The sequence below is a fragment of the Actimicrobium sp. CCC2.4 genome, assembly GCF_034347385.1.
Lineage (GTDB): Bacteria > Pseudomonadota > Gammaproteobacteria > Burkholderiales > Burkholderiaceae_D > Actimicrobium.
Window position 1 is genome coordinate 3,995,271 of record NZ_CP133777.1, and the last position, 21,867, is coordinate 4,017,137.

6 protein-coding genes are annotated in these 21,867 nt (G+C 64.4%); 5 read left to right on the forward strand and 1 reads right to left on the reverse strand.

What is annotated here, in order from left to right; translation table 11 throughout:
- Positions 1 to 216 precede the first annotated feature (216 nt).
- The 4 genes from RHM62_RS18425 to RHM62_RS18440 all read left to right on the forward strand — a co-directional run bounded on the left by RHM62_RS18425 (position 217) and on the right by RHM62_RS18440 (position 16,068).
- Positions 217 to 7,341: a hypothetical protein gene (locus RHM62_RS18425; RefSeq protein ID WP_322123475.1), complete on the forward strand. Its 7,125-nt coding sequence runs from the start codon at positions 217 to 219 to the stop codon at positions 7,339 to 7,341.
- Positions 7,338 to 11,231, forward strand: coding sequence for a hypothetical protein (locus RHM62_RS18430; RefSeq protein WP_322123476.1), 3,894 nt, complete (start codon positions 7,338 to 7,340; stop codon positions 11,229 to 11,231). Before RHM62_RS18425 ends, RHM62_RS18430 begins: the two co-directional genes overlap by 4 nt.
- Positions 11,228 to 14,386, forward strand: a complete 3,159-nt coding sequence (locus tag RHM62_RS18435) for a hypothetical protein (RefSeq protein ID WP_322123477.1) — start codon at positions 11,228 to 11,230, stop codon at positions 14,384 to 14,386. Before RHM62_RS18430 ends, RHM62_RS18435 begins: the two co-directional genes overlap by 4 nt.
- Before the next feature lie 152 nt (positions 14,387 to 14,538).
- Positions 14,539 to 16,068, forward strand: coding sequence for a hypothetical protein (locus RHM62_RS18440; RefSeq protein WP_322123478.1), 1,530 nt, complete (start codon positions 14,539 to 14,541; stop codon positions 16,066 to 16,068).
- 217 nt (positions 16,069 to 16,285) lie between these two features.
- Here the strand turns inward: RHM62_RS18440 and dnaE are convergent, their stop codons facing one another.
- Entirely contained in the window at positions 16,286 to 19,738 is a 3,453-nt protein-coding gene (dnaE, locus tag RHM62_RS18445) for a DNA polymerase III subunit alpha (protein ID WP_322123479.1), read from the reverse strand.
- A gap of 134 nt (positions 19,739 to 19,872) precedes the next feature.
- Between dnaE and RHM62_RS18450 the strand changes: the two genes are divergently transcribed.
- Positions 19,873 to 21,858: a hypothetical protein gene (locus RHM62_RS18450; RefSeq protein WP_322123480.1), complete on the forward strand. Its 1,986-nt coding sequence runs from the start codon at positions 19,873 to 19,875 to the stop codon at positions 21,856 to 21,858.
- Positions 21,859 to 21,867: the final 9 nt, after the last annotated feature.

The following is a 21,867-nucleotide window of genomic DNA, read 5'->3' on the forward strand; positions in this document are numbered from 1 at the left end:
GTCTTTCACCCCCCAAACCCCACCACCACCGCACTCGACCCCACCGCTTTTGACACGCCTCAACAAGCCATCCGATACCCGAACTCCCCCTGATTGAACAACGTAAATTGTAATCTCGCCGCCATCGATCCCTGATCGGAGAGCGATAGATAACTATGCCCGGTTGCCATTGCCGTCCGATGTCGACTCTCACGTTCCACATCACAGGGGACTGCCATGCCCGCCACCGCGCTCTCGCTGCTTGACCTGATTTCGCCGTACCAATTACTCGGCACCACACTTGGCGACTGGCAGGTGGCGCTGGGTGCGATCTATGTCGATCACTATGAAGCGACCGGCTCGGCCGAGGGCAACACGATCCGTGGTGTCGCCAAATTCGCGGTATCGGCCCGTCCGGTACTCGACCTCCCGAACGCCCGTTTCACGCTCGACGCCACCGCCGGCGGCGTCCATCCGCAAGATGATCCCACCCGGCGCGACCCGTGGATCGATATCCGCGATACGCAAATCGCCTTCGAATTTTTCGCCCCGCGCATCGGCTCGCCCCTCATCGCCGGTGCCACCGGCATCCCCGCCACCACCGCCAACGTGTTCGACGTGATCGATGCGATGCCGCTCGATGTGCCGGTGTCCGACTACCCCGGCGCGCAGTTCACGCTGAACATGCTGCTGACCACCGTGGTGCTGCGCCCGCCCATGCTCAAGGGCGCCAGGCTGCGCGCCGATGGCTTGCTCGAACCCGATCCGGCCCATCCGACGGTGTCGTTCTCGCTACCCAAACTGCGCATGCAACTGGCGCAGGATGCAGCGGGCAATCTGAACTTCGACATCCTCAGCGTCGGTGCCACCGGCCTCGACGATGGCGGCGATATGGCCAGCGCCGAACTGATCACGATGGATCCGCCGTATGCGTTCATCGGTGATTCGCGCGTGGTCGGCTTCGGTTTTCGCAGCGCCGTACTCGACCTGTCCGATGGTTACACACCGCCCGACATCCTCGAACAGTTCGGCTACGACGACAGCTGGACCGGCCTGTATTTGCCCATCGTGCGCCTGTTCGTCGCGCCCCACGGCATGAATGATTTCGCGGTCTCGGCCGGCGCCAGCAACTTGCTGATCGGCCTCGGCAGCACGCCAGGCATCACCGGCGACTTCGCGCTATCGGTGATCAATCAGGGCAGCGCGCTCGGTGTCTCGGCGCGCTTCTACGGTCCCGGCAATCAGCCGTTCGGCATCACGCGATCCGGTACGACGGCGACCGCGATGCTACCGCGCAGTACCCGCATGGTGGTCGACGCCGCCGGTCGGCGGCCACCGTACACCTACACTGCAACGCTCGATGGCACGCCACTGTCGCCGGTGGCCGGACAACCGAATATTTTCGACGTCGACCTCGGCAGCGACAACGCCGGCGTGATCGCACTGAGCGTCACCGATGGCGGCACGCCGGCGACGCCGGCGACGCTGACCATCAACGCCGGCCCGCGTCCCGGCAATGCGCTGCCGGCACCGGCCACCGTGGCACAAGCCAACTTCACCACCGACACGATCACGCGCGACGCGCTTGCGGTCGGCGCGCCGTCGCTGCGCCTGCTGGCCCGCACCGACGCCACCATTTCGCTGACGCTGGACCCGCCCGATCCACTGACCGCCTGGGAAGTACGCAAGCCGCCCGGCGGCGCAGTCATCGCCTCCAATGGTCCAAGCGTGACAATCCCGCTCGGCCCCAACGAAACCGCCGCGATCAAGGCCACTACCGCCGCCGTCGGTGCCGGCCCGGAAACCGTCAGCGCGTATTTCCGCTTCGATCGTCCGACCAATAGTCATCTGGCCGAACACGATCCCTCCACCACCATCGACCATGTCGCCGGCTTGCCCGGCACGCTAGGCCCGCTGCCCAATCCGTACGCACTGAACCCCGACAATTCCAGCAGCGGCGCGGCAGTGACCGCCGCCCCCGAAAGCCCGTTCAGCGGCCAGCATGTGATCGACGCCTACAGCGCGCGCGTCAATGCGGTGCCGGCAGGCGCGACGATCGCCATCACCGGCTGGGCCAGCAATGAAAACGATCCGGCCGACCTCGACTACAACTTCCTGCTCTCGCGCCGTCGCGCCGAAGCCTTCGGCCACATCCTGCGCTCCATCAACCCGGCCAAGAACTTCACGTTCACGCTGCTGGGCAAAGGCCCGACCGGCACTGCCGACCTGAACACGCGCCGCACCAACTGGCGCGCCGACGCCGTGTTACCGGCAGCACCGCTGGCCGGTACCGTCACCACCGGCACCGTCACGCGCGGCTCGACCAGCACGCCGGTGCAACCGCCGCAGACGCCCGACCCGGCTCCGACCGATCCGACGCCGCCAAGCTGGTTCCGCTCGCTCGGTGCCAAAGTACGCATCGTGCGCGATGAATTCGTCGCCGTCGAAATCGATGGCGAGTTCGATATCAACACCCCGTCCGAACAGTTCATCCAGCAAAACGGCGGTAGCGCCGGGGCCGAACCGACGCTGCGCGGCATGGGCAGCAACCCGGCCGATGGCATCGTCAAGGCCCGCATCGTGTTCCAGATCGATAACGCCACCGGCGACTGGACCGCTCTGGCCTATCTCGGTGCCGATCCGGCCGACAAGGATGGCTTGCTGATGACCGGCCAGTTGCCGGGACAAGCGCTGCAAGGCCCCAACTTCGGGCGCAACCTGCTCGGCATGACCGCGCTGTTCGCGCCGCTGCTCGACGCCACGTCGCCGGCCAATCCGGCTTCCGGCGACATGGTGCCGGCGGTGCTGGCGGTGGGCGGCGTGGCGCTCGCGACCGGGCTGGCGCAAGCTGGCTTTTTCAATGTCGAACGGGTGATTTTGTGGGGTGGCGAGATCACCGTGCGCAAGCGCAGCAACGGCACCGAAGTGGCGCTGCTGGCCGATGTCGAAACGGCGCTGTCGGCCGACGTACAGATAGGCGGCATCAGCCTGCTGACGATCCCGCGCAAGGCACCGCTGGTGGTGCGCTACAAGGCCATCGGCATGCGCTTCGGGAACAGCCCGGGCGAGCGTAATTTCCAGTTCCGGCCGGTGTTCGATGCCTCGAAGGGTTACACCATCGACCTGTCCAGCCCCGGCGCGATCAGCGTGCCGGACCCGCTCGGGCAACTGATCCGCATCCTCGGCGCGCGCATCGCCCGCACCAATCCGCTGTCGTTCGAGATCGACCTCGGCCTGAACCTCGATCTCGGTGTCATCTCGTTCGACCGCGCTCGCGTACGCATCAAGTTCAGCGACCCGGTCGGCGTCGAACTGACCGCCTTCGGTGCCGGCGTCAACATCCCCGGCGTGCTGATCGGCAAGGGCAACTTCGAACTCGGCGCAGAAATCGGCGGCAGCCTCGATCTGCAACTGGTGCCGATCAATACCCGTGTGCGCGCCACACTCAAAATCGCCAACCTGCCCGGTGCAACCGGCGTGTTTATTGCGATGGATCTCGAGCTGCCGGTCGCGATTCCGCTGGGCGGATCGGGTCTTGGTATTTATGGTTTCCTTGGCATGTTCGCGATGAATTACGGCCGCGACGAAGCCGGCCTGAGCGGCCCGACCATGGCGCTCGACTGGCTCAAAAACCGCGCCGAGGGTGACCCGACCAAGCCCTCCGCCTGGACCCCGCAAATCGACCGCTGGGCCTTCGGCGTCGGCGCCACCGTCGGCACGATGGGCAGCAGCGTGCTATTCAACCTGAAAGGTGTGCTGCTGCTCGAACTGCCCGGCCCGCGCATCCTGCTGATGATGAAAGCGCGCCTGTTGCAACCGATGCCGGCGCTCAAGAACAAGAATGCCGAAGGCAACCTATTGGCCGTCATCGACCTCGACGCGGGGCGCGGCACGCTGACCATCGGTATCGTCGCCGATTACACGGTCGACCCGCTGATCAAGATCCGCATCCCGGTCGAAGCCTTCTTCAACCTCAAGAAAGGCGGCGACTGGCACCTCTATCTGGGCCAGCGCAGCGACCCGATCCAGGCCATGATCTTCGGCGTCATCGATGCCTCGGGCTACCTGATGATTTCCGGTGACGGCTTGCCGGCCTACCCCGAAGCGAGCCTGCCGCAGGTCTTTGGCTTTGCCATCGGCACCGGTCTGCGCGCCGCCTTCGTGTGGGGCAACGTGTCGGTGCGACTGTACTTGCGCATCAGTGCCGGCTTCGATGCAGTGATCGGTTTCGAGCCATTCCGTCTTGCCGGCAAACTGTTCATCCGCGGCGAACTGGTGCTGTTCATCATCAGCATCAGCGCCTATGCCGAACTGATCGTCGATGTCGGCGAAGAGCTGTTGCCGGACGGCCGGCGCAAACGCATCTCCAGCATCGATGGCGAAATCTGCGGCGAGATCGACCTGTTCTTCTTCAGCATCGAAGGCTGTGTCAGCTTCCACCTCGGTGCCAGCAGCGTGCCGCAATTGCCGGCGCCGCCGCTGGTACGCGACCTGAAACTGATCTCGCGCTCGCCGGCTCTGGTGCTGGGCACCGGCACCGGTCGCCCCATCGACGGTGCGATCGGCACCGCGCCGCAAACTGCCGGTCCGGACGTGCCAGTGGTGCCTATCGATGCGATTCCGGTGCTGATGCTGTCGGTGCCACCGATCGATGACACGCTGACTTTCTTCGGCAAGACCCCGCTCAATGATCCCGGTGCGAAAGAAGGCGGCTGGCAACAACAAGGCAAGAACTGGGTGCGCTACGACCTGACCGCCGTCGAACTGACCGGTGCGATCGGTGCCGGCGACACGCCGTCGGTCTGGTGGACGCTGAAAGACCCGACGGCCGACAACATCGAAGTGCAGCTGGCCTTGCTGTCGTGGATACCGACGGCCACGCCCAAAGCATTCACCCGCAGCACCTTCCAGGAACAGACCATCGAGGAACGCTGGGGCACCGTCTGCGACCAGGCCGCGCCACCGACTTCGGTGCTGTGGACTTTCCGCTTCGAGCCACTTGGTCCGTCAGCCGACGGCTGGCTGCTCGATGGCGAAGCCTGGCCCGATCCGGCCGACACGGTGCGTTCACAAGTACCGTCGACCACCTTGCGCGTCACCGAAGCCTGGCGCTGCGGCGTCGACGTCATCGACCGCAAGCGCGGCATCTATCCGGCCTTCGTCGATGGCGTCGCCGCACCCTGCCCGCGCGACAGCCAGGCCGATGGTCCCCCGGGGATCGCCGGGCGCGGTGCGATTGCCGCGACGCCAGTCGTCGCTGCACCAGTGCGCATCGATGCCGTCGCCGCCCGCCGCGCCGCCCGTCTCGACCAGCGCGAACTGGTGCGCGAACAGGTCGACATGGTCGCCGGTCGCAAACTCCTCGAAGTAATTCCCGACAGCCCGACCAGTTGGTCGACGGCGACCGCAAGGCTGCAATCCGGCCTCGCGGTCAGCCGCGCCGAATGGCTCAGTGCGACGCTCTCCGGGTCCGGAATGAACACCCCCGCCGCCACTACCGAACCGGCACGTTGCCAGTCCAAGGCGCTGGCCAGCCCGATGCTCGACGATGGCCGCGTGATCGCGCTCGGCGATCCGGCCGATGGCAAGACCGTCGAGCAAGCGTGGAAAGTACTCGGCTTCCAGCCGCCCGACCTGTTCAATTCGGTCGTGCTGCACAGCGGCGAGATCGTCGCCGGTCGCCTGCTGCTATTCGTCCTCAACACCATCGTCAGCAAAAAAACGCTGCTGGTGCGCCAGCGCGACAGCAAAGGCAATCTGCTCGACGAACAAGCCATCACGGTCGCCGACATCGTACCGGCCAAACCGATACCGGCCGAATGGCTCAGTCTGTCCGGACCCTGGCATGACGATGTCCAGCTGGCGGCCGGATTCCTGGCCCGGCTGGGCGGGATCCCGAGCGTCGCCAGCACCACGATCAAGGCCTACGTACCGGTGCTGGTCGAACTGAAAGGGCAAGCTAAAGTGGCGACCATCGAGATCGGCCAGAGCCGCAACGAGCCGATCAATACCGACCAGCAACGTTTCCTGTTCCGGCCGTTTTATGTCTCGGCGATCGAACTGATGAGCGGCGCCGAAGTCCGCCGGCACGACTGGGATACCAAAACCGTCAAGCGTAATCGCGGTGCGCTCGACGCCGTCTTTGCCGAAGACAGTGCCGGCCATGCACTGCTGAAACCCGATACCGCGTATCAAGTCAAGGCCACCTGGCAGGTACGGCAATCGACGCAGGATGCCCGCCCGAACGCCACCGAAACCGCCGCCATCGCGCCCACCCCCGACAGCCGCACCTTCCATTTCCGTACCGATGCGTTGCCGCCGCAAGCGCTCGATCCATGGGTGCTGATCACCTTCCCCGAGGACGGCGAAAGTCATGTCTTCGGCAAAGAGCGGCTGTCATTCGTCTTCGCGACCAACGATGTCAGCGAACTCTACAAGGCGTATGGCAAGAAGCTGCAGGTACGCATCAAGGCCGCGTCGTTCCGCCGACCGGTGTCGACGCCGGCGGTGCCGCATCCGTATCCGATCACCGAGGCCACGCTGGTCAAACTGCCCGGCAGCATCCTGTCGCCGTGGGAAGACAGCCTGCGCGACCTGCTCAAGGACAAACCCTGCGTGCCGGTCAACGGCAGCGTTACGCGCCACAGCAGGATCGACATCCCGATCCCGCTGGACCCGACCACCGATTACATCGTCGACATCGAATACGTCGACCTCGGTGCGCCCGACGACACCATCGGCAAGCTGGTCTACCGGCGCGGGTTCTCGACCTCGGCTTTCGGCACCCTCGGCGAATTCGCCAATACCTTCCTCGGCACGCGGCCCGAACACCGCTACGCCCAACCGGGCAAGCTGGCCACGCTGGCGGCGACCTTCGCCGGCCATGATCCGCAAGGTAGCCAGCTCGACGAAGCGATGCTGGCGGCCGGTCTGGAACCGATGGGCACGCCAAGTGCGCCGCGCCTGATCGCGCTATGGGAACAAGCCACGCCGGCCGCAATCCCGCAACCGGTGGCAGTGATCATCGACGCGCCGGAACCACTCTGGCGCAGCCGCCTGATCCCGACCAAGGTCGTCGATCCGGTGCCGGATGCACCGCAGCGCTACGAAATGAAACCAGCGGTCTGGCTGCAACTGCAGCAACTGGCCGGCTCGCCCGACGTGGTCGCGAAGATCATTCCGGCACCGGGCGGCCAGCGCGCCATCGTGATCCTGAAACCCGGCAGTCGCGGCAAGGGCCTCGCGCTGGGCCTCAAGCGGACCCAGTTTCCCGAGCCCTATCTGAACGATCCGTCGGTACCGGCCGCCCCGGTCAAGATCACTTATGTCTCGCTACTGAGCGCCCCCTGGGAGGAAGCATGACCCGCCTCGTTGATCCATTCCGGTTCCATGCCCGTGCCGCCATCACCGACTGGATGCGCATCAGCCGCAGTCGCGACGAGTCCGATCCATCCTGGCTGACAGACTGGCAGCGGCGCAAGCTGGAGACCACCGCCGTCGCGCAATTGCGCTGGTCGATCAATCCGCAGTTGTCGCCCTTGCTGCCGGATGCCGATATCGGCATGCCCAGTGCTGCCTTCCAGGTCTGGGCCCGGCAACCGTCGTTCAAGCAAGCCAAAGACCTGCCGTTTTTTACTTATCTGAACCAGGACGGCGCCACCATTGCCTGGTGGTTCGGTAGCCAGTTGGTGTATGTCGCCGTCACGCTCACGGTCAGCGGCCCGGCCAACATCATCGCGCTCAATGGCCCGGCCGGAGTCGATACGATCGAGAACCTGAAGACCATCGGTGCCGGCAACCAGACCGTGGTGCTGGGCGGCACGTCGATCACCGGTCTGGCGATTAGCACCAATGGTGGTGCCGGCGGCGTCAGCATCAGCAAGATCACCGGTGTCAGCGCGACTGATTACGCCAATGCCGATGACTGGCGACTGCTCGAGATCGTCGGCTTGCCGGTCGATCAGACCGCATGGGCCGATGTTGAACGCCACGCCGACAAGCAAGGCATGGCGACTGCGCCGGGCTCGCCGGTCGATGCCGCACGCGACCGCTTGCGCCGCGGTGCGCCGGCCTTCGGCTGGGATGACAAAGTCGGTATCAATCCGGCACCGCGCTGGGAACTGCCCGACTTCGACGGCCTGATCAAGGAGCTGCACAAGGACTTGCTGCCGCGCCTGCATCCGGTCATGAAACTGGCCCCGGTGCTGCAACCGCGCCAGCGCAACACCGTCGCCATTCCGGGTCCGAGCGGTTCCGGCGGTACCTTGTCGGATCCGTCACAGGCCACGCTGCCGCCGCTCGGCCTGACGCTCGTGGCGGCCGGATCCGATCCGCTGATGGCGCTGGCGCTCGGCTTCGGCACCGCCTACGAGGCATCGCAATTGATCAGCCAGATCGGTCCCATCGACACCCCGACCATCGCAGTTATGGCCAGCACCACCGGCAACCGGCTGCCCGACTTCATGATCACGGCGATCTGGGACAAGGGAATGGATGGCCAATCCCCGGCACTGGAAATGGCGGCACTGGCCATAGGCGCGAGCTTGCCCGTGCAGCCACCAGTACCGGCCAGCCTGCTCGCGCAAGTCCAGTCGCGCAACCGGCCCGCCGCGCCCGACCTGCCCTGGACCAGCGCGGCACGGGTGTCCTGGAATCGCCTGCCGCGCTTGAAGATGCTCACCACCAGCGGCTTTGCGATGGCGCGCGCCCAACCGGCGCAACCAGCCACGACGGCCAGTGCGATCATGCGCGTGCGTCCCAGCGGCGGCTATGCACCGATCACGCTGACGCGCAATGCGAAAGACAAGGAACAGAGCCGCCACTCGGGGGTTGACGATAGCCTGTCGCTGCCGCTAACGACGGCTGGACTGGCCGAACGCTACGGCATTGCGCTGCAGGATATCTGGGGCCAGTGGTCGCATTGGGGCATCGTCGACTACACCGATGGTCAGCCGGCACCGGACCGTCCGCGCATCCTCAAGTGCGCGCTCGATGCCGCCGTTCCCGCCAGCGGCCGCGTCTGTCCGGGCACGCTGACGATCGAACTAGCCTGGGATTGGCAAGTGCGGCGCCCGCAGCAAATCGAGTTGCGCTGCCGCCTGTTCGCCGCACCGCAACGGTCCTACACGCCGCCGCCCGACCTGACAGTGCCGGCCGGCATCCAGAGCGCGCTGGCACTGGCGCCGGGCGCGCCGCTGCTGATCACGTTCGCCGGCGACAGCGCGACCGGCTTGCCCGCCAGTGTCAGCGTCGATTACTTCGACCTTGACGGCCAGCCGGTCACGCCGGGGCCGGTCGGTGCCGACGATGTGCGGCGCTACAAGATCACGATCAGCAGCCTGAACCTCGACTACGGCAGCGTCGGTCATGTCGGCGTTGCGCTTTGGGCGCGGGTACAGGAACGCGCGGCACCGCTGCGCACCAGTGCGTGGCTGGCACCGCTGATCTCAGGTTCCGGCGTCGAGCCGGGGCCGAATATCGCCTATGCCTCCGACCCGATCCCGCCGGTGCCGGCACCGCCCGAACTGGTCCAGCGCGCCAGCCTGGCGGATGCCCGTGGCGAACATCATGCGCGGGTATCGTGGGCACCGAGCAGCGGCGCGGTCGGGTACTTTGTCTATCACTCGACCGAAAGTGCGATTCTGGGTGCGGTCAATGGCGCCACCGCGCCGGCACCCGACCCGACCCGTACCTACACCGAACGGCTGGCGGTGCTGCGCAACCTGCTGGCCGCCGACACCCACCGCCACGTCTTCACCCGGCTCAATGCCGAAGCACTCAAAGCCACCACCACCGACCTGATCCTGCCGCGCGGCAGCAAGGAAATTCATCTGTACACGATGGTCGCGGTCAACGCCGGCAACATCGAATCAGCCTGGCCGACGACCGACGAAGCCGACGAGCGCATCCTCGCCATTGCCGCCGCCGGTATCGTCAGTCCAGCCGCGCCGCTGCTTGAAATCCGCCGCATCGAACGCGCCGTCGGCGTACCGAAATTTACGGTCCACGTCGACCTGACCAGCCAGCCCGGAGCCACCGTCAGCCGCTATGAGCTGTACCGGACCCGCGTCGAAGCGGCGGCGATGATGCTCGACACGATGGGCCCGCCGGTGGCGGTGATCGCTGCCAGCGCAGGCGCATGGACCGTCACGCCAGTGCCATTGCGCCCGACCGCGCTGGCCAGTGCCAGCGGCACCGACAGTCCGGACGGCTCCTGGAAAAAACTCTGGTACCGCGCCGTCGCCTGGGCCCACAAGGATGACGACCGGGCACTGTTGCCGGGGCGCTCGCCGCCATCGAATGCGATGTCGCTGGTGATCCCGCCCGATGGCCCGCCCGACCTGTCGGCCATCACGGCCGAATGGGCCGGCGGACCGCTGGGCGACGTGCTGCTACATTTCACCAGCAGAGCGCCGATCGCCGTTACCGCGCTGGGGCCGCACAAGCTGGTCGTCGATGCTGCCGTGCTCGATGGTCCGTCACAGACAACACAGCCCTCCTTGTTACTGGCCGCCGCCACGCTCGACACCGTTGCCACCGCCGCACCCGTCGTCACCGGCATGTGGCGAACCAGCGCGGTGCCTGCGGTACCGGCCAGTTACGCGGTGCTGCTCAAACGCGGCTCGGTCGATGACCGCGTCGGCTGCCTGGTCCGGCTGGCCGATCCGCTCGGTCGCATTACCGAGCGCAGCATCACGATCCCTGCCGGCCCAGTCGATCCGCTGCCGGACGTGCTGGACCTGAACCTGACACATGTCGGTGGCATCAGCAACATCAGCTGGCATTCCGGTGCACCGGCCGGCTTGCGTGCCGGCGGCCGCTACCGGGTACGCGTCACGCTGGTGCTATCGACCAAAATCATCGGCCCGCCGAAACCCGTGCCATTGCCGTTGCCCCGACCAACAGTGATCAGCGGCGGCAGTGCACGCGGATCGGTGGCCGCCATCCTGCGCAAACCGGTACCTGACGACACCAGGGTGATCAGTGGCATAGGGGCATTGGCCGGCATCGGCAGCATCGGTGGCATCGGCGGCATCGGTCCAAAAACCCTGCAGATCGAACTGGCGCTGGGCGACATCGCGCCAGCCGGCACCGCGCCGGCACCGACCCCCGCGCATCCCTGGAAACTCGAACGCCAGAACGGTGTGCATGGCAGCACCAGCTATGCGCTGGTCGTCGATGGCAAGGTCACCAGCGTGACGGTACGCATCACCGCACCCGATGGTCGTTTTTCCGAAGAGGTCGCGACATGAACATCACCCGGTTCACCACCGCACAAGCCCAGAACCGCTTGCAAAGCGATGGCCTCGAGTCGCTCGGCCTGACGTCGCTGTTGCTGGCACCGCGCTGGTCGGCGAACGCCGTACCGGTGTTCAATGCCGCTGCGCTGACGCTGTCGGTGACGCAACTGTGCAGTCCCTTCCTCGGCCTGTTGCGCTGGCTGCCGCATGGCCATGACTACACCGATGCGCAAGGCGCGCCGATTGATGCGCCCTGCGGCGTGATTGCGCTGCATCCGCATGCGGCAGAGCGGCTGTTCCGGCTGGCCAGTGCGCGCCTTGCGCCGTCGGGCCAACTGATGCATCCGTTGCCGGTGACGATGCTATTGCGACTGGGCGGCGTACCGAACGAAACCCCGCGCCGCATCGAAGCCGGCGACACGGTCCCGGCCCCGCTGGGCACGCCGTTGCCGGCACCGGTGGTGATTTCGTTCCATGACAACCGCGGCCTGATTATTTGCCCGGTTGCGGTGGCGGCCCTGTTCGCCGACCTGATCACCGGCCTGCCCGGCCTGCGCTACGCAAAGGCCACCGGCGCGCCAGGCGATGCCGGCGGCCTGACGCCGATCAGTGCGCTGGCTACCGGCAACCTGGTGCAGTTCGCCGACTTGCACGGCGGCCTGTACCGCACCACGCTGGCAGCGAATTTTCTGAATGTGGTCACGCCGGGCGCGCCACCGACCAATGCGGCAATCGATCACGCCAACGGCTACGCGCTGCTGACTGCCGGCCAGACCATCGCAGCCGATGCCGGCGATGGTGGCCGCTTGCGCTTCGGTTACGCCACGCGCGGCACGCTGTCGCGTGCACCACTGGCGCTGCCGGTACTGCCCGCCGCGCTAGCCGCACCACCGTTTGCCAGCATCGCCGCACCGCAATTGCCGCGCCAGTTCCTGCGCGTGGTCGTCGTCGATCCCGAGTGGCATTTGCTGGGCAACCGGCTGGCGGCGACCCGCAACGCGATCCCCGGCGATGACGCCAACACGCCGACCGACATCCTGCCACCGGTGCGCGACCGCATCGCGATCAATTACACCGTCGACGGACTCAACACGCTGGCAGCCATCGATGGCGTGCTGGCGCGCTTTGCCGCGGCTGGAACCGGCATGGTGATGGCTTGCTCGCCGGCGTTTGCGTCGGTCGGCTTGCCACCGTTGCCGGCACCGGGCAACAGCGTCGGCTGGCCGGCGCTTCCGGCGGCGGCCGGTGCGCCCGGGATGGTCGGCAATGTCTCGCCGGCCACCGGCGCGACCGCGCAATGGCTGGCATCGCCATCGCAGGATGTGCTGCTGACCATTCCCGCAGCGGCCACGACGAAGGATGCGCATGTGCGGGCCTACACGCGCCGCTTCATCGAGATCGAAAGCATCGGTAACCAGCCGTCCTTCGTGCGTGGCGATGGCGGCGCGGCACTGGCCGATGGCGTCACGCCACTGCAAATCCTGCTGGTCAATCCACTCGGACTGGGTGCCGGTGATCCGCATCCGGCCGGCGCGGCGCTGGATCTCGACATCGTGATTACGCCGCGTGCCGGCAAGCGCCGGCTCTGGAGCGGTATCCGCCTGCCGCTCGGCACCGGTGGCGTGCCGGTGGTCAATGCCTTCGGCGGCACCGACCGCTTGCCGCTGGTGCCCCTGTCGATGCAGGGCTGGTGTGCGGTGCCGCTATTCGGTTTGCCCCGCGCAATCGTGCCGGCCGGCGGTGGCACGCTGGCGACGATTTCACGCGGGCTGGCGTCCGAAGGCGTGCCGCGCACCGGTCCGCGACTGCCGCTGATGGCGCGCTTCGAGACCGTGGTGGCGGCCGGCATTCCGGACGCGGCGGCGACCAATGGTGCGCTGTCGTGGCAAGCAGTCGTGACCGGCGCGCGCTGGATGCCGGAGTCGCGTTCGGCGGCGCATGCGCTAGGCAATCCGGGCAATCCGGCCGGGCCGGACGTGCATGCGGCGGGAGCGAGTGTCAGCGGCGCGCTGGCCTATGATTTTGCGTGGCATGCGCTGCGCCGGGCGAAACCGCCTATCCCGTTTCCGGGTGCGCCGGCGCTGCTCGATGGCTGGCTGATTTTTGGGGTCGGCGACAACATGAACGAACCGGCGACACCGGCCACCGATGCCGCGCCGAATGCCGGCACCGGCATCGGTGCCGCACTGCAGACCGTGGCCGGCATTTGCGAAAATCCGGAGCTGTCGCTGGCCCCCGAAAGTGCCTTCGCCAATCCGACGGCAGTGCAGGACATCGTCAACTTCATCAGTAACGCGATCAATCCGGGCGGCACGCCACCGATGATCACGCTGGCCAATGGCGACCGCTTGCTGGCGCAAGTGCGGCGCGAATATTTCGTCGCCAAAAATGGCCGGCGCGATGCACTCTGGTCGCTGCGCCGCGCGCTCGGCGAAGCGCGCGAACTGATCTATATCGAAGGTGCGCAGTTCGCCCGCACCGCGGTGGCCGGTGCGCCGCAAAAACATGCGCTGGATCTGGCCCAGGTCATCATCGACCGGATGACGGCGCACAAGGGCTTGCACGTGGTCGTCGCCCTGCCGCGCGAAACCGACTTTGCACAAACGCCGCCACCAATGAATTTCGAGACCTTCGTGCAGCAGGCGCTGGCCGCGCGCAAGAATCTGGTGGCCGCGTTTCCGCTGGCGTTGCAGGCGCGGCTGGCGGTGTTTCATCCGGTCGGTTTTCCGGGACGAAGCACGGCAATACGCTCGTCGGTGATCGTTGTCGACGATGTCTACAGCCTGGTCGGCACCAGCCACTTCCGCCGGCGCGGGATGACCTTCGATGGCGCGGCTGATCTGGCGTCGTTCGACCGGGTCATCGAGGATGGCTATTCGAAGAAATTGCGCGATTTCCGGCGCGCGCTGATGGCGACGCGGCTCGGCATTGCGGTGGCCACCGGCCCGGTCAATGCCAGTGCCGAATGGGTCGCGCTGGCGCAACCGCGTAGCGCCTTCGGCGTGGTGCGCAACATGCTCGAGCAAGGCGGACTGGGCGACATCAAGCCGCTGTGGGAGGGCAATAATCCGGACGTGCTGCCGGCATCGCTGGAGGCAGCCGATCCGGATGGTGTCGATGGGGTGACGCTGCTGGGAACGCTGGCGGGGTTTCTGAGTAAGGCATAACAGGCGACCGTAAAGCGCGAGATGAGCAGGGATCGATCCGCGATACGCTCGCTGATTGGTCCGGAACCTCTGGCGAGCTATGCCCACTCACAGGCTGCCCTGATTCGTCACTGGCGACCTCAGGGTCTCTCTCTCCACGAATGGAAAACCGCATGCAACGTCTCAATAGCCATCTGGCCCCTTTGTGGGTCGAAACCCATCAACAGCAACGACCAGAGAATGTCCGGCAACACCACGACCGCGTCGAAGAACTGATCGACGAAGCGAACAGCCAGCCCCAACTCCCTATCCCCGCGCACTTGCATCATGCCGGCCACCAGCAGGTCATTCATGCCACCTCCGGCGATATCGCGCTCTTGCGACTGGGGCGCGCCATCGCACTGGCCACGCGCGCTTTGCTGCCCGACGGCCCCGGCAACCAGCGTCTGGCATTAGCCGCGACAAACGGCACCTGCATGGCGCGCATGCTGGGTGCGCGTCGTACCACGCCTCCGGCATACGGTTATCCGGCGTCGGAAACAACAGAAATAACCGCGGAGTTATCGGTGTTGGCGGCGGGCGGTGCCTGTGCCGAACACGCCGCAGTGGCATTGGAACTGGCTCTTTCAACCGGTAACACCGCGCGTATCTATTCCAGTGCCGATGACCACAGCTTTGTCATGCTTGCACCAGAACGCGGAATACACGCCGTCGTCATCGATGGCTGGACGACGTTTCCAACCAGTTGCCTGAGCGCTGACTCGACTTTCTTCCGGAACAGCGTGATCGTGCCGCAAGCAGACCGGCCGCCGGGCGCGATACCGTTCAACTTGCACACCATTGAGCGCCTGCGCCATCGACTCGAAGAAGCGCTTGGCCCCGAACCGATCCTGCAGGCGATCCTGCAAGACCGGGTGGCGGTCAATTATTTACCCTTTCCTGACCCGGCTTCCGACGCGCCAGTGCCCCGGAATGCTGGCGCATTCCTGTTACAGGATGCGGCCAGCATGATTGGCAGCGCGCCGATTCGTGAGGTCACACTGAGGCAATCCAACCTTGCCGGCAATCAGCGACCGCGCTACGTCACGGACAATGCCGTGCGTCAACACTTGTACGCCGTAGCAACCAACGCCAGCCACGCACTGATGCCGATGGTTGCGCAACTGGCGCGCCTGCGCGCGATGCAATCTCCGCTCCGTCGCGGCACTGTGCGCTTTCCGATGGACTGCGTTGTCCCGTTGGGCGGTACGATGCAGGGCCATATCCAGCTCACATTACGAGCGGTGGCGCAGGCCACGGTTCGGGACGCGCGCCTGCCTTCGGCCAACATCCTGTATTGCGACGACACCGGTGCGACGTTTTCGACGACGACGGCGCCACAGGCGCTCATTGATGCAGCACAACAGGGACTCGACAACGCAGAAACGCTTGATTTTCCGGACGGTTTTCGCGACCAAAAGCCTGAAGACACCCGTTTTGCACTCGCCCGCTTGCAGCACGCTGCCAGCCAGCCGGTGGTAGCGCTGACAGCCGACTTGCAACACACCGCGCTTGAGATCATTGATGTCAACCTGCCCGCCCTGCCGATTGACGAGCAGGCCGATGTGCTCCTGCAACTCGACGGGGCGCAGCTGACACTGCAGCCAGCGCAGCGGCAAGTCGCCCGCAACATCCTCGACCGGCATTACGCCAGACTGGCCTAGCACGCTCTGTTGCAACGACGCGAAGCGAGACTGGTGCCGCGCTGGAAACGCCAGCCGGATTGGTCAGAAAATCATCCCGGAGCATCTGCATCGCGCCGCCCCGGGACGTCTCCGCAAGGTCAATACTCAGCCAACGCCGGGTGACGAAAACTTGCCATCGGCCCACGTCCTGCAGGTAGCTGACGCTGGCAGCAGGCCACGGTCCGGAAAGGCGGCTTCAAAAATATTCGAACTCGACGCATTCGCGCCCCATCTTCTCGGCCAGCGCCTGCTTGAGCCCATCAGCCGGCAAGACTTTCCATTCGTCGGCGAGGCGCAATTCGCACTCGGCGCCGGCCCGGGTATAGCGCAGCAAAAACGGCAACCCGGCTTCCGAGCGATACGGCGTGAGCAAAGTCTTGATCTGCGCCGCATCAAGCTTGCCCGAATGCGCGAGCGTAATCTGCTTGCCGTACTGGATACGCGCCGCCGCGATGTCCATGACCTTCTCGGCGGTGATACGCAAGCCGCCCGAGAAGCGGTCTTCCGAGACCTTGCCCGAGACGCACAGGAATTCGTCTTCCTTGAACATGCGCTTGTTGGCGTCGTAGATCTCGTTGTAGACCGTGACGTCGACGGTGGCGCTGGAATCATCGAGCGTGACGATGACCATCTTGCCGCGCTGGGTCATTTGTACCCGCAGCGAGACGATGATGCCGGCAATCATGCGCGGGTCGCGCGATGGTTCCAGGCTGGATAGCTTGGTACGGGCGAAGCGACGGACTTCTTCGGCGTACGAGTTGAACAGGTGGCCAGACAGATAAAAACCAAGTGCGGTCTTTTCTTCGGTCAGGCGCTGCTTGTCGGTCCAGGGCGCGACCTTGACGTATTCCGGTTGCGTATCCAGATCGCTGTCGTCACCACCAAACAGGCTAACCTGGTTGATCGACGCTTCATGCTGCTCGGCCGCTTCCAGCGCCAGCGCGACCGAGGCCAGCAGGACCGCGCGATCGACCTCGAAGCAATCGAAGGCGCCGGCCCGGATCAGCGAATCGACGGTGCGCCGGTTGACCTGGCGCTTGTCGACCCGCTTGGCAAAATCGAACAGGTCAGTGAACGGGCCACTGGCCCGCGCCGCGACGATCGCTTCGATCGCGCCCTGCCCCGAGCCCTTGACCGCGCCGAGTCCGTAACGGATCTGCTTGGCGCGCTTGCCCGGCTCGCCAACCGGCGTGAAACGGTAGTCGGATTGATTGATGTCGGGCGGCAGCAAGGTCATCGCGCAGACATCGATGACGTCCTCGACCAGGATGCGGATTTTTTCGGTATCGTCCATCGCCAGCGACAAGTTGGCAGCCATGAACGCAGCCGGGTGATGGGCTTTCAGGTAGGCGGTGTGATAGGCCAGCAGCGCGTAGGCGGCAGCGTGGGATTTGTTGAATCCGTAGCCGGCGAACTTTTCCATCAAGTCGAAAATCTCGTCGGCCTTGGCTTCGGACAAGCCATCCTTGGCCGCACCGTCGCGGAAAATCTGCCGGTGCTCAGCCATTTCCTCGGCCTTCTTTTTACCCATCGCGCGCCGCAGCAAGTCGGCACCGCCCAGCGAGTAACCGCCGACCACCTGCGCCATCTGCATCACCTGCTCCTGATAGACCATGATGCCGTAGGTTTCGGACAGGATGCCTTCGGTGCGCGGGTCGGGATAATCGAAACGCTCGCCGTGCTTGCGTCGGCAGAAGTCCGGAATCAGATCCATCGGACCCGGCCGGTACAGCGCCACCAGCGCGATGATGTCCTCGAAACGGTCGGGCCGCGCGTCCTTCAGCATGCCTTGCATGCCGCGGCTTTCCAGCTGGAACACCGCGACCGTCTTGGCCTTGGTCAGCAAGTCGTAGGACGCCTTGTCGTTGAGCGGCAATTTCTCCAGACTGAAATCGGCCATCGCCGGATCGAGCCGCTTGATGTAGCGCACCGCCCAATCAAGGATGGTCAGCGTGGTCAATCCCAAGAAGTCGAACTTCACCAGGCCGACGGCTTCGACGTCGTCCTTGTCGTATTGCGAGACCACGCCGGCGTCGCCGCCCTGCGTGTACAGCGGGCAAAAGTCGGTCAGCTTGCCCGGCGCGATGACGACGCCGCCGGCATGCATGCCGATGTTGCGGGCGATGCCTTCGACCTGTTGCGCGAGGTCGAGCAACTGGCGTACTTCGTCTTCGTTTTCCTGACGCTCGGCCAGCAAGGGTTCTTCAAGAATCGCGTCGGCGATCGTGACCTGCTTGCCCGGTTTGAACGGGATCAGCTTCGAAATCCCGTCGCAGAAGTTGTAGCCCATGTCGAGCACGCGACCGACATCGCGGATCGCGCCCTTGGCGGCCATCGTACCGAAAGTGGCGATCTGCGAGACGGCCTCCTTGCCGTAGCGATCCTTGACGTACTGGATCACGCGGTCGCGGCCTTCCTGGCAAAAGTCGATATCAAAGTCGGGCATCGAGACCCGTTCCGGATTGAGGAAGCGCTCGAACAGCAGGTTGTATTCGAGCGGATCAAGGTCGGTAATACTGAGTGAATACGCCACCAGCGAACCGGCGCCTGAACCCCGGCCCGGTCCGACCGGCACGCCATTGTTCTTGGCCCACTGAATGAAGTCGGCGACGATCAGGAAGTAGCCCGGAAAGCCCATCTTGATGATGGTGTTGGTCTCGAAATCGAGCCGTTCGGCATAGCGCTGGCGCTCGGCTTCGCGTTTGGTCGCATCGGGATAGAGCTGCAACAGGCGGCGCTCCAGCCCGCTGCGCGCTTCGGCCACCAGGAAGTCGCCGATCGTCATGCCTTCGGGTGTCGGAAAATCCGGCAGGCGCGGCTTGCCGAGTTGCAGTGTCAGATTGCAGCGCTTGGCGATTTCATTTGCATTTTGCAGCGCGGCCGGGAGATCGGCGAATAGCGCGGCCATTTCAGCTTGCGTGGTGAAGCATTGGCGATCATTGAAGCGCTTGACGCGGCGCGCATTGGCCAGCATCTCGCCTTCCGAAATACAGGTGCGCGCTTCATGCGCAATGAACTCTTCCTTGGTCAGGAACTGGATCGGATGCGTTGCCACCACGGGCAACTGCAGGCGTGCGGCAAGCGCCACCAGCTGGCGCACCTGGGCTTCCTGGTTGGGCTGGCCGGCGCGCTGGATCTCGATATAAAAATGGCCGGGAAAGATGCGCGACCAGCGTTGCGCATTGCGTTCGGCAGCGGCCAGATTGCCGTTTTCGATGGCGATGCCGACATCACCAAAATGTGCGCCCGCCAGCGCAATGAGGCCATTGGCCGGGCTGAGTTTTTCCAGCCAGTCGGTGCGGATTTCGGCGCGGCCGCGATGCAGATTCGACAGCCAGGCTTGCGAAATCAGCTCGCACAATTGCAGGTAGCCGGCGGCGTTTTTTGCCAGCAGCAACAGGCGTGACGGCTTGTCGCGGTCGTCGTCGTTGGTGATCCAGACGTCGCAACCGATGATGGGCTTGATGCCCTTTTTGCGGGCGGCCTTGTAGAACTTGACCATGCCGAACAGGTTGGCCAGGTCGGTGATGGCCAGCGATGGCTGGCTGTCGGCGGCGGCGGCATCGACCACGTCATCGATGCGGATCAGGCCATCGACGATCGAGTATTCGGAATGGAGGCGGAGGTGGGTAAATTGCGGAGAAGTCATGGGTCGTATTGTACCGTCGACGTCGGGCTGGCCGGGTGGCGCGTGCGCGGCGACGGAACTTTGCACGGCGTCGCGCCACACAGTGGCTGCCGTACCCGACCTGCCCCGCTATCGCCAGAACAAGGACCCGAATCGTGCTTCGCTACACCAATTATCTCAACCGTATCCGCAATGACATCGCCGCCCATCCCGACCCGGACGCCACGAACAAACACGATCGACTGCTGGTTGATGTGATGAACACCGCGAATGCCGAAGCGGAAGTGGTCATTCCTGATGCGTTGCATCGCAGCGGTCAGCAGGAGATCAAACACGTCAGCGCCACGACCATCGCCCATCTGATCGAAGGCAAGCGTATCGCGCGCACCGTGCGCCGCCTGCTGCCGGAAGGCGCTGGCAACCAGCGTTTGATGATCATGCATCGCAATGGTTTTAATCGGCCAATGACCGAAGCAGCGCAGACGCTGGGCCGGCTGCATGCGGGCGTTCAATGGCGCGCGACCAGCTCGGTGCTCGCTGGCGGTGGCAACTGCCGGGAACATGCTGAAGTCGCTTTCGAGATTGCCCGATCGCTCGGACTACCCGTCGCGCTGGTGGCTAATCACCGCGCAGATCATGTCTTTGCGATACTGTATCCCGACGCATCTGACGCTGTCGTCATCGATCCCTGGACCGTATTTCCTTCGAGCTGCCTGCTCAGCGACTCGTCATTCCACCCGAACCATCAACTGGACCGCCACCGCGCCGGCAATGCCGTACCGGCGGGTTTTAATTTGTACAACCTCGGTCTGCTGCAACAGCGGATGACCCATGCTGTCGGCTCACAAGTCAACACACTGCACCAGATTTTTACGGAAAATCATCGGCAATTTTATGGCTTGCGGTCAACAGCGCTGGACAATACGCTGCTTGAGCACGGGTTAATGCACTACTACCAGATCCCGGCATCGGCCGCGACGCCGGAGACGGTTGCAGAAATGACAGACCTGAATCGCAAGTTGTCGGAAAACATCCTCCATGACGCGGCTAACCATATCGGTGTCACCAGCACTTTTACCGACCTGCCTGCCATCGGCCACCTCGGCAATACCGGTACATTCAATGAACGAATATGGGGAAAGAACAAAGCTATTAGAAGCGCCCGCAACGAGGTCAAAGTGGCCGCCCGCGACGAAGCCGTCGAATTGGCGCTGGATGGGGCAAATGCGTCACCGCTTCGCTGCCATACGGCATCCGTCACGAAAACGGCATTCCGTACCAAAATGAAAGGCCTCGGTGTTGCTACGGTCGAATATACGGCGACAGTCACGGCGCAAGCCAAGCCGATGCTGTGGGATACGGCCACGCATGGTCCTAATATCCTGTATCGCTCGAACGGCCAGGTCAGTTTCTCGACGATCCAGGCACCACAGTCACTGATCGATATCATGCAGACCGCGCTTGCAAAGGGGCAACGGCAACAATTTCCGCAACGACAGCGACAGGTTTGTCCGCCTCCGCCCTACTGCCATGCAGAAAAGACATCAATGGACGCCCGCTTGATGCATGAGTGCATGAACACCATCGCCGTTGCGGTGCAACATCTCGGCATCTTGCAACAGCAACAGCCGGCAGATCGGCCACAGCAGGAGCTTCAGATGCTGGAGGCAATCGATGATCGCTTCGATGATGCACCGGTGAGCATCAAGGTCAAAATCCTGATGAATATGACGAATGTACTCACCGGTATGCATACCACCACACTGGATCGGGCAATTGACTGCTGGGTCAACTGGCAGCACAGGACCTTGCCGGACGACCCGGCTGAAAAAGCCTGCCAACTGCTGCGCAACCAATGGCAGCAACACCTGGGCGACAAGCGGCTGGAGCCGGCCTTGCGACACGCGGTACTACAGGTGACCGATGCAGAAACTGTCTTTGATACGGCAGCGTCGTATCTGACCAGCCCTGTGCTGAACCGTGCCAGCGTGCTGGCCGTGATGCACGGTGCCGTCTCCCGCATCACCGAGACCAGCAAACGCGCTGCCGCCCAGGCCCGACTCGATGCCATCGTGCTTGCGCAAAACCCGCACCGCCTGTCGGACATGGACTTAGCGTTTTGGTGGGATACGGGGTCGTGACGGGAGCGA